Origin of the sequence: Legionella saoudiensis, from assembly GCF_001465875.1 — a bacterium.
Classification (GTDB): Bacteria; Pseudomonadota; Gammaproteobacteria; order Legionellales; family Legionellaceae; genus Legionella; species Legionella saoudiensis.
On record NZ_LN901322.1, the window covers coordinates 18,250 to 32,173 of the forward strand.

Below are 13,924 nucleotides of genomic sequence, written 5' to 3' on the forward strand. Positions count from 1 at the left end.
AAAGAACGTTCCTTTTTACGAGGAAGGATCATTCTGAAGGAGGCAGAAGTTCTCTGTTATACGGTTTATTAAGTTTATTTTAATTGCAGGCCATTCGGAACGCAGAATGCTAAAAACTATGGTGTCTGTAACTACATTATTGTGAAGAATCATATGCTGGCGTAACAGGCCTTCTTCTGTAGCGCCCAATTTCTTAATGGCATGATAGGAGCGGCTATTACGTGAGTCGGTACCTAATTCAACGCGGTTAATATCCCAGCATTCAAAGGCTTGAGTTAACATTAATAATTTCGCTTCAGGGTTTATTTTGCTACCCCAGCGATTAGGGGTATACCAACTATAACCTAAGGAAAGACTCTTGTTTTCTAATTGAATTGCGTAATAAGCCGTAGCACCTACGATAGTTTGGCTTATTTTGCAGCGTACGACATAAGTAATTTGCTCCCCAGTAACCATTTTATCCAAGCAGCCATCAAACCAAGAATCAAAAAAAGTTTTCGTAGCTTTTTGCGGCATGTATTGCCATATTTCCTCATAATCAGCAGCTTCAGATAACGGTTCTCGATGTTGAGTTGTTATAGGTTCGAGTTGGATAAGACTACCGTTTAAAACATCATTTTCTGATAGGAGTATTTTTGTTGCAGACATGAATATGTCCCTGTAATGAATAATTATGCTGTAACTGTATTTGGATTTTTAATATTAAAAAAGTGTAACACAAAGCCATATACGGGAACAAAGGCTAATAGGCTAATGATGATTTTAAAACAGACATCAACCAGTGCTATTTCCGGCCAATGTTGATTTAAAAAAGGATTGCTACTGTGATAAAACGCAATAGTAAAAAACAACAGAGTATCTATTACATTACCTATCGTAGTGGAAATAGCCGGAGCAATCCACCAAGAAGAGCTCTTACGCAAACGCTGAAAAATAAAGACATCCAATAGCTGCCCTATGGTATAAGCAACAAAACATGCTAATGCAATTCGCAACGGCATATAGTGTAAAGCGAATATATTATCCCAGCTTAATGGGGCCATAATTTCCAGAGAGCTTGCTATAAAATAAGAGATAAGTAGCCCGGGAAGCATGCTGATGAAAATAATATTTCGTGATGTTTTAGCACTAGATAGTCGGGTAGTCAGATCGGTCAAGATAAAAATGAACGGATAAGTAAACGCACCCCAAGTTGTGTGATAACCTAAAATCTCAAAAGGGTATTGGACTAAGATATTACTGATGGTTATTAAAAAAATATGACAAACAGTAAGATGCTTAAGCGGTGACGTTTTATGCTGAATCAACTGAGTACTCTCTAGTTTATAAATCTTAAGATCCCAAAGCTTACGCTTATATAGGCTGCTGAAGTTTACGTTTTCTTCGTGTATTAAGTCAACCATTTGCATTTTTTTTGTGCGAAGTAAATCGTTGCTGAGCCCTATTTAAAGAATGGCTATATTTGCATTTGAAAAAAAATGAGCATATAATTTCATATGAAATGTAAAAGAGGTCTTTATGAAAACTTCCTTAAAGAATGAGCATCAAAAAGAGCTGGTTTTAACTAAGGCTATTTTAAAATTAGCTGATTTTTATAATTTAACTGGGAAAGATTTACATAGCATTATTGGTGTTAGTGAATCAACGATTACTCGTTTAAGCCAAGGTAAAGCATTCCTATCGCCGACCACTAAAGAAGGAGAAATCGCATTACTCCTTTTAAGGGTATACAGAGGATTAAATTCCTTGCTGGGCAATAATCATGACAAAGCAAAATTATGGTTAAATAGTCATAATAATTATTTCAACCAAAAGCCCATAGAGCACTTAAAGACCGTTACCGGTTTAGTTGATGTAGTAAATTATATCGATGCGATGCGTGGTAAATTATGAATATATGGAAGTTGTGTGAAGGCAATCAATTCATCAGTAGCATTTCTGTTGAACCTTGGAGAGTGGTAGAGGATCAACATATTTTAAGCTCCCGTGATTTAGTAGACTCCATTGAAGAGCATGATCTATTAGAAGAATTAATCGAAGAATCAAAACCCTTAATTGAAAAGGGAAAAAATTATTTAATATTTACCCCTTTTCGATATCCGCCATTAAAATATGGTTCTCGCTTTGGTACTACGTGTGAGCCTTCACTCTGGTATGGCTCTTTGCAACTTGAAACTGCGTTTACGGAAGTAGCATATTACCGATTAAAATTTTTCGCAGATACAAGCGCTGATTTAGGCTACATAGAAATTTCCATGACCGCATTTACCGCATTAATAGCCAGTAATAGGGGCATAGACTTAACTGAGGAACCTTTTAAACAATATACGCCCTATATTTCCGACAAAAATACTTACGACCATAGCCAACTATTAGGCGCTCAGATGAGAGCGGATAATATAGAAGTATTTATTTATAATTCAGCACGAACCACGGCACTAACTAAAAATATAGCAGCCTTTACCCAATCTGTTTTCCAATGCAAAAAAAGTCAATATGTGCATCAAGAGCAGAAATGGAAATGTTTTGCTAATCGACATAGCATAGAGTTTACACGTAGAGAGCTTAAAGCGAATCAACGATTTTCTTTTACGGCAGAGAATTTTTGCTAAGCCGGTAGAACTTTAAAATATAAGTTATGGCTCGCATATGCGAATGAGTCAATTTGACAGGAGGTCTAGTGAGTACAAAAGTGAAGCTTTTGACGATTCTTTTTGCCAGTTGCGCACTCTTTTTTACTGGGGCGAGGGCGCAAGAGAAACCAAGTTTTATCCTCTTCGAAAAGGTGCGTATCTTTGATGGAAAAACCCCCACACTTTCAGGGCTCTCCTATGTTCTCGTTCACCATAACATTATTGAACGAATTTCAAATACCCCCATTCCTGTAAGTAATCCTGCAGATACTCAAGTCGTTAATGGTAACGGAAGAGTGCTGATGCCTGGCCTCAGTGACATGCATTGGCATGCGATGCTTGTCCGTCCCACACCTAATCAAATCATATCAAACGACATTGGATACACTACATTATTAGCAGGTGCAGAAGCCACCGCCACGCTGATGCGAGGATTTACAACGGTCAGAGATATGGGTGGTCCTGTCTTTGCACTTAAGCAAGCCATTGATGAAAATATTGTCCCTGGTCCGCGTATTTACCCATCAGGCGCGATTATCACAACTACTGGAGGTCATGGGGATTTCCGCGAACTCTGGGAGTTGCCGCGAAGCCCTGGGGCAATGAGTCGTGTGGAGCATCTGGGTGGGAGTGTAATTGCAGATAGCCCAGATGAAGTGCGAAAACGTACGCGTGAACAGCTCATGCAGGGTGCATCTCAAATCAAACTGACTGCAGGTGGTGGTGTAGCCTCACCTCTTACCCCCCTTGATATCACCACCTTTACTGAAGCTGAATTACGAGCAGCTGTTGAGGCAGCTTCCGGGTGGGGAACTTATGTGGCTACTCATGCCTATACGCCGAGTGCCATCCATCGTTCAATAATGGCAGGTGTCAAAGTAATTGAGCATGGCCACCTTATGGATGAAGTGACGGCAAAACTCATGGCTGAAAAAAACATCTGGCTAAGTACCCAGCCCTTTGTTGACCTCGGTGGTGCAGCCATGCTTTCACCTACGCAACAAAAACAGATGCATCAAATCATTCAGGGCACTAATTCCATGTACGAGTTGGTGAAGAAATTCAAGATCAAAACTGGTTTTGGGACAGATATTCTCTTCTCAAAAGCATTGGCAGAGCGTCAGGGGCAAGCTATTGTTGATCTCACACGCTGGTTTACTCCTGCAGAAGCCCTTATCATGGCAACTTCTGTCAATGGCGAATTACTGGCGCTTTCCGGAGCCCGGAATCCTTATCCAGGAAAATTGGGTGTTGTCGAAAAAGGTGCATTGGCTGACCTTCTTCTGGTCGATGGTAATCCCTTGCAAGATATTAATATCATTGCAGATCCCACGCACAAGTTTTTCATTATTATGAAAGATGGGGTTATCTATAAGAACACCATACCTTGATTGGCATTCATATAGATTCGAGCAAAATGAAACCATAAAAACTGGAATTTACTCCTTGAATTTTTAGCAAAGCAACCCTATATGTAGATTATCCATAAACCATAATCAAGGAGAGCATATGAACAGTTTAAGAAAGTCACCCTTTCCATTGTACCGTGAAATGGGTAGTTTGCTGAATGATTTTTTTAACTTACAGCAAGGAGAAGATGCTTCATTTATCGAAACAAGTACTTGGATGCCTTTGGTCGATATTAAAGAAGAAAAGGACTGCTTTCTGGTTTTAGCAGATCTTCCTGGGGTTAAAAAAGAGGATGTTTCTATTTCTTTAGAAGAGCATGTGCTGACTTTAAAAGGTGAACGCAATTTTGAAAAAACAGAAGAGCGTGAAGGCTATACTCGAAGAGAGAGAGCTCAAGGGCAATTTTATCGTCGATTTAGCCTGCCACAAACTGCCGATGATGCGAAAATCACCGCACGTTATGCACATGGTGTATTGGAAATAAGAATTCCTAAAAAAGAAACAGCTCCTGAGAAAAAAATAGAAATAAAAGTGGAAGAGTAAGGTTACCGGCCTTTGGTAGATTTTTTCCAAATACAGTAACGCCACTTAAATGGGCGTTACTGTCCTTTTAATTCATCGTAAATTCTATTGAATTAAATGTCTCCCCAGGAGTTGCTAGCCTATTTCCTGCAAAAAATCGATCGCGAAGTAAAACTCCGTGAGAAACATCTTGCTTGTGTGCTAGGTTGGTTTTTAATAATTTTACGAAAAGCTCATAAGCTGAGGTAGGATCAAGTAATTTCATAGCTACATAAACAGGAGGTACGTCAATGATTGGTCTCTCATTTATTTTCGTCTGACCGGTGCTTAAATCAACACTAATCGGTAATTTCTCAAATTCTGCCATGGAGGGATTTAAGGTTATCATTGCAGACAAACTATCCCAAAATTGTAATTTCTCATAAAACAATTTTTCCCCCATGCCCTTTAATAAAGACGTGAGCATATCTCGAACTAATTTTAGAGGGGGTAATGTTTCATCGGCTAAACGTTTATAAAAAGCTTTGGTCATGGGCATTTGGCGAGTAATGTCTATGGGGACAAGCATTATCTGAAGATTTTTGGAGCTAAAAACAATGTCTGCAGCTTTTCGATCAGCATAAATATTCCATTCCGCAACTAAATTATCGGTGTCAAAAATCAAGTCTGTGATATTTCCTGCCACCTTTACTGCTCCACCCATAATCACTAATTTTTCAATTTTATCTACACAATGAGGATATTGAGTTAGTAGCTGGGCAATATTTGTTAATGGGCCTGTGGCAACAATGGTAGTTTTCTCACTGCTAGACATCAGGGTTTTATAAATTAATTCCACTGCAGAATTGGTAATTTCAGAGTTAGTACTTGGAGGTACATCCGTATCATCTAAAATATTATCTGCTTCTTTGGTAATAAACTCAGGGAATGGAGTAGCAAAAAGAGGATTCACAGGTCTATTATCACCATAGGCTACAGGGATTTTTTTCAAAGGGTTTAAAGCTTGGCACACTCGCTCCAAGTTCAACGCGCCAGTCGAGGTCGTCGATTCTCCATAAGTTACGGTTACAGCCGCCACATCGGAATTAAGCAATAATAAAGCTAATGCCATTATGTCTTCATATGCTGCATCACTATCATGTATTATTCTCATTCATATCTTCCTGATTTTACTTGGAATTGCATGGTAAGATATTCTGGTTGAATCTACAACGAGCAGGTACAATTAAGAATTTAGGTGATACTATGTGGAGTAAAAATGGCATGCTGTGCCAACCAGTTCTTACTCCAATTTTTTACAAGTGTATTGTGCCAAAAGGATAAACGGAAAATAAATAATTTTTTTCTGTTCTTTCTTTTAATTCAGCTGCTACGTGCTGTAGTAGGTTTGAGGGTAATGGGGTTGTAGGATGTAAGGTATGTATTAACAATAATTTTAATATGTGCAAATCATTTAAAAGTTTGGATTGTCCTTTTTGGTTAAAAAACCATAATAGAACGGCAGAGGCTATGGCTTGCAGCGTGCAGAATTTTTTACCATAAATAAACCACTCATAAGGCTCTTGATAGGGTATACACGCAGGTCGTTCTTGTATCCATTGGACCATGGCTTGTATTTGCTGTTTTAGCTCATCTAATAGCGGAAGAACCTCTGCATCAGCGTGTAAATAATCACGAATCACATCCCAATATTGATTTAGCATATTAAATATAATATCTCCACCATGGCAGGATAGAGTGATGCTTGCTAAGTCAATTTCTGGAGGTGTTTCGCCAAGATTAAAAAAAGTCTCCGCTTGCTCAATTTTTTCTTGTTTATTTCGGCCGAAAACAGCAGTCATCTGCAATAAAATAGAATGTAAATTTACTAAAGAATTACCATCACCAAAGCTGATTAAAGGCACATCCCTTAAAATTTTTTGAAACATACCGTGGTAGTATTCATCCCGTAAGTAGTAACGTGCGCCGAGGATTTTGGCCAAATCAGCCAGTATGGCTTCGCATTGAGTAGGTACTAAATACTTACATATGGAAGAATATAAAGACATTTTTTCGGGAAAAAAATTTAAGGCTCTTAAACTGATGATGCTACAACATTCGGCTAACAAATAATCTGCGAACGCATGAACCATAGTTTCTTGAGCATGAGGAATCGCAAATACGGGTTGCCCATATAATGTTCTTTCTAAAGTAAATTGCATCACCAAGCGTAAGGCTGTATCTGTAGCGCCTAAAGCTAAACAAGGTGCTACGGAACGTGTTACATTAAACACTTTTAGTAATATTTCTAGGCCTTGCCCTGATTTTCCAATACGTGCACTGGTGGGAATTTTTAATTGCTTAAATGAAAATGACCCCATATCGGCGCCACGTACGCCATGAGTACGAATTTTGCCATGAGTTTGGAAATTTGCTTCATTTAAAAATTGTTTGTCGATTAAATAAAAAGAGTAGCCTCGAGGGCCATGCTGTTGATTTTCACTTACAAAAACCATATACGCATGAGCCTTTGTTGAATGGTTAATTAACCATTTTTTACCATTAATAACTACATTTTCACCCTCTGGTACCGCGAAACATTCATCAGCCAATAAATCGGAGCCATGCTCGTGCTCGGTTAAACCCATGGCGATACGATGCCCTTGTTTTATCAAGTTTTTAGCTAATTCCAGTCCCTCATCTTTACCAGCGATCCAGGCAGGACACGCTCCCAGAAATGGCATGCAAAATGAAAGCCCTAAGGTTAAGTCTCTTTGACTGATAATGCGTAAAATAAAACCCATTTCTTCAAAATTATTTAGTTTCCCTCCATGCTCTTTTGGAAGTAAATAATGTTGTAAGTCCAGCGCATATAGGTGTTGTAATAAATGCTCAGGATATTCTTCAGCCTCATCCGCTATGCGGATGTTTTTAAAAGACAAAATAGTGTTTTCATCATGCGCAGAGCCCAGATAGCTGTCTAAGACTTTGCCTATTTCCAATTGAAGGTAAACGTTTTTCTTTTGCATATATATCTCTTAGAGCATGTAAAAATAGTTATAGTATAGTTGACGAAAATAAATATGCGGCTACACTTTAGTCTAAAGTTTGTGCAATATGGACAAGACATGAGTGATCAAGATGTACGCGGTTTAGAACAATTTTGCTGTAAATTCATCAGTAAAGAATTAGGTGCAAAACAAGTTGATGTACAACAAAATTTTGATTCATTAGGGCTAAGCTCCATACAGGCTCTATCCATCCTTTCAGATTTAGAATCAGCATTAGATATTTCCTTACCCGAAACATTATTTTGGGATTGTACAAATGTCCAGGAGCTTGCTCTATATCTGTCTGAAAATTATGAACAGTTAGAACTGAAGATGGATGTATAAATAATCCATTCACGTTTATCGCCTGTTTTCTTTTTTAACGTGTTAAGGTGTATTATGGAATCTATTGCTTATGAATTTGTAAATAAAAATTTAGCAAACTCTAATAAAACTGCGGTGGAATTTTTTGCAGATAAGTCCTCAAAAATCCGAGTAGATTACCAAACCCTGATTCAGCGGGCGCAAAATTTAGCTCAGCATCTTATTGATTCAGGTTATAGCAACCAGAGATTGCTAATTATTATTGAGCCTGGAATTGATTATATTGTTGCATTTTGGGCGTGTATTTTTGCAAAAGCTATTGCAGTGCCTGTAATGGTTCCTTTAAATAAAAGTGCGGCGGATAATCTTAATCATATTGCTCATAATGCGGGCGTTGGCGCCGTATTAACCAGTGAAAGTATCCAGAAAAAATTGCGTCAATTGTATGCAATTAATAAATTAGCAAACAATCGTATTACTCAGGTCGTTCATAAGTTACTTAAGAAACTACATCAAAATATTAAACTAAGTATTAATGAAGTACCTTGGATTGTTGGAAGTAATTTTTATAATTATGCTAAACCCTATACCTTAGTTCCAAGCATTGAGCATGATCAAATAATTTTCTTACAGTATACCTCAGGTTCAACCAATAACCCTAAGGGGGTTATAGTTACGAATAGGTCCTTATTAGAAAATTTAAAACAAATTCATGATACTTTTGTTTGCAAAGTAGATAAGGTGATTAGTTGGCTGCCTCCTTATCATGATATGGGCTTAATCGGTACAATGTTATGTTCCTTGCTCTATGGCAAGACTTTATATTTACTGTCTCCATTTGATTTTATTAAAAATCCTTTGAATTTCCTACGTGTAATAACCGAAGAGAAACCAGAGATTTCAGCCATGCCTAATTTTGCTTATCGATTATTAGCAAGCAAAGTGAGTCCTGAGGATACGTCTCGTTATGATTTAAGTTCAATGAAATTTTGGCTCAATGGAGCAGAGCCGGTAAATCACAATACTATGGCTAATTTCATCCGGGTGTTCTCTAAAGTAGGTGTGAGGCCTGAAACAGTTTATCCGGTTTATGGTTTAGCAGAGGCAACTTTATTGGTTAGTGGTGCAAAAGAAGCAGAAGAGGCGTTTTTGACTATTTATATAGATAAAGAGGCTTTTTTTGATAATAAAATTGTAATTGTAGATGAGAATCATCCTCATGCTCTAGCAACAGTCAGTTGCGGCCGAGTAGTTGATGGCATCGATTTTCGAGTTGTGGACCCCGAAGATAACCATATTTGTCAAGAAATGGAGATTGGGGAAGTTTGGCTTGCAGGTCATAATATCACGTCAGGGTACTGGAAAAACAAAGAAGAAACGACCAAGTCATTCCATAATACATTAAATGCCCAAGAGCAAAAATACTTCCGTACCGGTGACTTAGGATTTATTTATAAGCATCAGGTATTTATTACCGGACGCCTTAAAGATCTAATTATTTTAAACGGTAAAAATTATTATCCTCAAGATATTGAAGCGTTACTTGAAAAGGCCGACCCGGCAGTACGTGCTGGTTGTAGTGCCGCCTTTGCTGTCAAAGATGCAGATAAAGAAAAGTTAGTTATCGTCTGTGAAGTAAAAAAAATCGACGATGCTGAGGCTGTAAAGCGCAATATTCAAGGGAAAATTGCTCAGAATTTTCATATCACTGTAGATGAAATTGTGCTTATTCAATCTCGCTCAATACCGAAAACTACCAGTGGCAAAATTAAAAGAAAGCAGACATTACAGCAATATTTGGATCATGAACTTAAAGTAGTGGCTTAATTATTAAGGAGATTTTGCAATGAAAAAAGCAAATCAAGTAGAACCTTCGGTTTTAATGGCAAGTGATAAAACGCCAATAACCTACTTTAAAATTGCTGAAGCGGCTAGTGAAAAAGCGCTTTTATTTCTTCATTGTGGTGGTGGTCATATTAACGAGGCCTATCTGCGCATGGCCACAGGTCTTAATCAATTAGGAATAAGCTGCTATTTAATGGATTTACGAGGGCATGGCTTGTCTGGTGGTAAGCGCGGAGACACACCGGATAAAGAGCAATTATTTTTAGATATGGATATGATGCTGCAATTAATTCAACGTGAAAATCCTGGTGCTAAAATTCTAATTGGAGGACATTCAATTAGTGCTGGTTTAATTCTTAATTTCATTAATCGAAAAGAGCAGCGGGCCGCCATTAGCGAACTTTATTTTATTGCTCCAAATTTCGGAAGATATTCAAATACTTATCGTATCTATCGTAAGGATTTATTCGTTAAATCAATTAATTGGTTTAAATTATTTGCTTATCGATGGAGCAAGCATAATTATTATAAAAATGATTATGTTGTAACCTTAAGAGTTGATAAGCAAATGTTAAAAAAAGACCCTTTGTTAATCGCTCAATACACCAATGAAATGGCAGATGCACTAACGCCGCAAGCTCCCATTGAAAGCATAAGTAATCTAAAAATTCCTTTTAACGTCATCGTCGGTGGTAAAGATATTTTGTTTAACGCTAAATCGTTACAACGGTTTTGCAATAAATCATCTCAATTAAAACAATTTATTGTGATTCCAGAGCTTAATCATTTTTCGATTATAAAAGAAGTGCCGCAGTTGTTTAAGAATTCCCTAGCTGCCTAATAGCTTATAAGATCACGCATTTATTCGTGCTATTGGGCGTATCTTTCAAGTGGCAGTATGCTTGTTACCAAACCAAGCTGATTGTATTTATGGGAGTCCAACGTAAAAACTCTATTATTGGCTAAAAAAATAAAACTATGAGCGGTATGCACATAATTTTGATTATTTACTGTGAAAGTGATGGCGTTCCGAGGAGACAAATCACATCCTTGTGATAGTGCATCGTCCTTAATGCATTCAGATAATCCTTAAAAGACATCCGCTGTCCTCCTCGTACTTATCTAAGTATGGCAAAGGATTTTAAAAAGTTACATTCTGAATAGCGTATAATCATGTAAGAAATTTCTTATTTTTAGTTGGGGCAATACATCGATTGGTATACGGGAATTGCATTTAGTAAGGGATAATAATCATTTTGGGGCAGACTCGATTGAACTAGGAGAAGTCCAATCGAATCCAGCCAGTCTCTATTAAAGGCCATTATAAGTGGGGCTTGGCAGGAGCTTTTTAGCCTCCTTAACTTTATCTATAGCCGTCTGGGTTGCATCCGCTGCTTTAAAAAAGCAAGGATGTTTCGCCAAAGTTTCGGCTGCTAAATCCTGTAAAGAAGCGAGTTTTTGTTTCTTTGGATAAAGATATGTCCCAGACTTCTTTAATATTGGCACTAATGGTGCAATAGCTAGACTTTCTTCCGCCTCTTTAACTTGTTCTATAGCTAACTGGCTTGCTTTCTTCTTGTTAAAAAAAGTAGGATTTTTTGCCAAAGTTTTTGCAGCTAAATCCTGGAGAGAGAGTACATTTTCGGCAGGGCGAAGAAAAACATCACCCATAAGCGGCCCTTCATTTTTTGCTAACTTAAAGTGAAGTGGCGCAGGAAAAGAATAATTAGAACCTTTACTACGTATAGAAAAATTATTAATTTGGATCAATCCATTATTTAAAGAAACGCCTTCATAAGTTATCATAACTCTACCGGGATTGTGCGTTTGTATCGACTTTCTATTGGCAGCTTCTATGTTCTGAAACCCTAAATATACGCGCAAAGAAAGTGTCTGTTTACCAGAAGGTTGTAATGTACGATAAAAAGGGGCGACATCTTTTTCATTTGCAAGAGCCATAAAAGGTGCTAGTTTGCCTTCTTGGATTCCTTGTATACAATCTTCAAGCGTTAGTGACTTATCATTTTTTATATAAATCTGCCCAACGCCAAAAAAAGTCTTATTTGTCATAATTATCTCGATAAGGTAATAACATGCATTATTTAACCATAAAAAGAACAGTTAGTAAATAAAATTAACAAAAATGTTCTATTCCCAAATTTCTAGCTAAAAATAATTAGTACAAAATGTAGATAGGCAAATTAGTCGAAAGCGTACCATTATTAATGGATGCTGCTATGTCGTTTACAGCGCAGCTTTTTTCTACTAAGCGATAAATATGTTTATTGCTCTAAAACAAACACTAAGCTTAGTTACTGAGGGCAAATTGCATTTACCTGTGGCATACTTATTGTATCACTTCAAGATCTTCCTAATTGTCTCTATAATAAGATTATTTTGTATTATTTAAGGATAAATTAATGCAAATGCCTGTATCCCCAACATCGTATGATATCTTTATTCGCCTTCTATTGACTCTTATTGCCGGCGCTTTAATTGGGCTTAATAGAGAGACTACAGGCCAAGCTGCCGGGTTAAGAACGACTATTTTATTATGTCTTGCTGCATCAGTAGCAATGATTCAAGCAAATATCCTGCTTTCTCTGGGAGGAAAAACTCCCGAATCATTCGGGGTGATGGATCTTATGCGCATGCCTCTTGGTATTTTGACGGGTGTAGGATTTATTGGTGCGGGATGTATTTTGAAGAAAGGGGCTCTTATTACAGGCATGGCTACGGCCGCTACTTTATGGACCGTAACCATTATTGGCCTTTGTTTTGGTGGAGGCCAATTGCTTCTTGGTATGATTACCACAGTATTATGTTTAATCGTTGTAGGATTATTAAAAAAAATTGATCTTATGTTACCTCATAAACAACATGCCATACTTTTAGTTTCTCCCAATAAGGAGACGCTTACTCCTCCTGACTTAAATCAGTTGATTCAACCTCTAGGTTACCATGCTTCTTTTCTTCAATGGACAAATGAGGTCGGAGCAAAAACACCTAAATTCAAATTTATGATTTCCTGGAAAAAAAATTCCAATACAACGGCACTTTATGATTTGCTTTTATTATTAGAAAAGGATTATCTGATTGAGAGCTTTAAACTAGGTACTCAATCCATTGATTGATTATAAATAGGCACATTTTCATTTTTTTGTCGTTTTAAAGCTTGGCCGTTTGTTAAAGTTCTGGCAATGGCAACACCTTAGGATGTAGGCACTTAAAAAGACATCTTTTTATAATGTGTTATTCCTATTTCTTACTTTTAGGTTTTTCCTTATTTACTTTGTCACAAACATTTTTAGTATGTTGGTTTTTGGGAGCTATATCGCATATATTTTTTATATCTTTCACTTCAGGATGTTCATTTGTTGATTTTTTTTCCATATTACTTCTCCTGTTGATGCTAAATAATCCCATGGTTTCTACGCTAAGCGCCCTAGGCATACAATAGCAAATTAGGCAAACATACTAAAATTATAGATTAATAATATCAAAATTAATTAAATTATTAATGATTGATTGAGCCTGGGTAGTAAGGCCCTGGGGTATCCTCATTCTCTTTGCCTAACAGTTTTAATGTTAAACCTATTGGAAATAATTAGAAAATATCTACGTCAGGGTTATTCTTGATGACATCAAATTTGTTTCTTATCATGTCTATTTTCTCAGACAAATTAGCGTTTATTTGATGAGGCAAACCGTTCGGTGCTAGAGAGTTTTTGAAAAATTCATTAACACCAGCCAAGTCATCATTTTTACTAAAATAAAAATCATGGACTTTTTTATTAGAGTCAATATATAAATACAGCCAAGTGCCTTTTATGCGTGATTTGGTTTTTTGGATGTTTAAATTGGATGTGAGGTCGCGCCTATTTAAACAAGTCTCTTTTTTTTCATTAAAACGATCTTTCATTTGGTTAAAATCATTTTCGCTAATAATTAAATTACGTTCCTTTGCTAGGCCTTGTAAAACGGAAAAAGCTAAAAAGTAATTCCTATCCCAAAATAGCAATAGAGGTGCCACATGCTGAGCCCATTGTTTGTTTTTCTGATACCAAAAGAAGCTATATATGTCCTCCAAGAGATCAAAAATAGTATAACCAAGCATTAATTTTCCTTATTGTTTTTGGTTAATTATAGTACTTATGACTC

The 13,924-nt window shown here is 37.0% G+C and carries 15 protein-coding genes; 8 read left to right on the forward strand and 7 right to left on the reverse strand.

The window, feature by feature from the left end; all coding sequences use genetic code 11:
* Window positions 1-15: 15 nt before the first annotated feature.
* On the reverse strand, window positions 16-648 hold the full coding sequence (locus BN3124_RS04475) for a GNAT family N-acetyltransferase (protein WP_058533677.1): 633 nt from the start codon (window positions 646-648) through the stop codon (window positions 16-18).
* A 23-nt stretch (window positions 649-671) separates the two neighbouring features.
* Window positions 672-1,307 (reverse strand): 7-cyano-7-deazaguanine/7-aminomethyl-7-deazaguanine transporter, encoded by a 636-nt coding sequence (locus tag BN3124_RS04480; protein WP_058533975.1) that lies wholly within the window; start codon window positions 1,305-1,307, stop codon window positions 672-674.
* A gap of 211 nt (window positions 1,308-1,518) precedes the next feature.
* Here BN3124_RS04480 and BN3124_RS04485 point away from each other — a divergent pair, with 211 nt between their 5' ends.
* From BN3124_RS04485 to BN3124_RS04500, 4 genes are all read left to right on the forward strand, one after another.
* A complete protein-coding gene (locus tag BN3124_RS04485; RefSeq protein ID WP_058533678.1) occupies window positions 1,519-1,893 on the forward strand; it encodes an MbcA/ParS/Xre antitoxin family protein in 375 nt (124 codons plus the stop codon).
* Entirely contained in the window at window positions 1,890-2,612 is a 723-nt protein-coding gene (locus BN3124_RS04490) for an RES family NAD+ phosphorylase (RefSeq protein ID WP_058533679.1), read from the forward strand. Before BN3124_RS04485 ends, BN3124_RS04490 begins: the two co-directional genes overlap by 4 nt.
* Window positions 2,613-2,680: 68 nt before the next feature.
* Window positions 2,681-4,024 (forward strand): metal-dependent hydrolase family protein, encoded by a 1,344-nt coding sequence (locus BN3124_RS04495; RefSeq protein ID WP_230849070.1) that lies wholly within the window; start codon window positions 2,681-2,683, stop codon window positions 4,022-4,024.
* 118 nt (window positions 4,025-4,142) lie between these two features.
* Window positions 4,143-4,586 (forward strand): Hsp20/alpha crystallin family protein, encoded by a 444-nt coding sequence (locus tag BN3124_RS04500; protein WP_058533680.1) that lies wholly within the window; start codon window positions 4,143-4,145, stop codon window positions 4,584-4,586.
* A gap of 67 nt (window positions 4,587-4,653) precedes the next feature.
* On the opposite strand, the gene BN3124_RS04505 is transcribed toward BN3124_RS04500, so the two are convergent.
* Together BN3124_RS04505 and BN3124_RS04510 are read right to left on the reverse strand one after the other, a co-directional pair.
* Entirely contained in the window at window positions 4,654-5,718 is a 1,065-nt protein-coding gene (locus tag BN3124_RS04505; protein WP_058533681.1) for a nucleoside hydrolase, read from the reverse strand.
* A 142-nt stretch (window positions 5,719-5,860) separates the two neighbouring features.
* Window positions 5,861-7,573 (reverse strand): acyl-CoA dehydrogenase family protein, encoded by a 1,713-nt coding sequence (locus BN3124_RS04510; protein WP_058533682.1) that lies wholly within the window; start codon window positions 7,571-7,573, stop codon window positions 5,861-5,863.
* A gap of 99 nt (window positions 7,574-7,672) precedes the next feature.
* On the opposite strand from BN3124_RS04510, the gene BN3124_RS04515 reads away from it, so the two are divergent.
* Genes BN3124_RS04515 through BN3124_RS04525 form a run of 3 tightly spaced genes read left to right on the forward strand, consistent with a single transcriptional unit; the run spans window position 7,673 to window position 10,604 of the window.
* Complete coding sequence (locus tag BN3124_RS04515; RefSeq protein WP_058533683.1) at window positions 7,673-7,939, forward strand: acyl carrier protein; 267 nt, start codon at window positions 7,673-7,675, stop codon at window positions 7,937-7,939.
* A 54-nt stretch (window positions 7,940-7,993) separates the two neighbouring features.
* Entirely contained in the window at window positions 7,994-9,745 is a 1,752-nt protein-coding gene (locus tag BN3124_RS04520) for a fatty acyl-AMP ligase (RefSeq protein WP_058533684.1), read from the forward strand.
* Window positions 9,746-9,764: 19 nt separating this feature from the next.
* Complete coding sequence (locus tag BN3124_RS04525) at window positions 9,765-10,604, forward strand: alpha/beta fold hydrolase (protein WP_058533685.1); 840 nt, start codon at window positions 9,765-9,767, stop codon at window positions 10,602-10,604.
* Between the two features lie 470 nt (window positions 10,605-11,074).
* Here the strand turns inward: BN3124_RS04525 and BN3124_RS04530 are convergent, their stop codons facing one another.
* The gene (locus BN3124_RS04530) at window positions 11,075-11,833 is read right to left on the reverse strand and encodes a hypothetical protein (RefSeq protein ID WP_058533686.1); all 759 of its coding nucleotides are present in this window, start codon (window positions 11,831-11,833) and stop codon (window positions 11,075-11,077) included.
* A 350-nt stretch (window positions 11,834-12,183) separates the two neighbouring features.
* On the opposite strand from BN3124_RS04530, the gene BN3124_RS04535 reads away from it, so the two are divergent.
* Window positions 12,184-12,897: an MgtC/SapB family protein gene (locus tag BN3124_RS04535; RefSeq protein WP_058533687.1), complete on the forward strand. Its 714-nt coding sequence runs from the start codon at window positions 12,184-12,186 to the stop codon at window positions 12,895-12,897.
* 124 nt (window positions 12,898-13,021) lie between these two features.
* Here BN3124_RS04535 and BN3124_RS17445 read toward each other — a convergent pair whose 3' ends face one another.
* Together BN3124_RS17445 and BN3124_RS04540 are read right to left on the reverse strand one after the other, a co-directional pair.
* The gene (locus BN3124_RS17445) at window positions 13,022-13,156 is read right to left on the reverse strand and encodes a hypothetical protein (protein ID WP_269057618.1); all 135 of its coding nucleotides are present in this window, start codon (window positions 13,154-13,156) and stop codon (window positions 13,022-13,024) included.
* A gap of 214 nt (window positions 13,157-13,370) precedes the next feature.
* Window positions 13,371-13,880 carry an IS6 family transposase gene (locus BN3124_RS04540; protein WP_058533688.1) on the reverse strand — a complete coding sequence of 170 codons (510 nt, stop codon included), beginning with the start codon at window positions 13,878-13,880 and terminating at the stop codon, window positions 13,371-13,373.
* Window positions 13,881-13,924 lie beyond the last annotated feature (44 nt).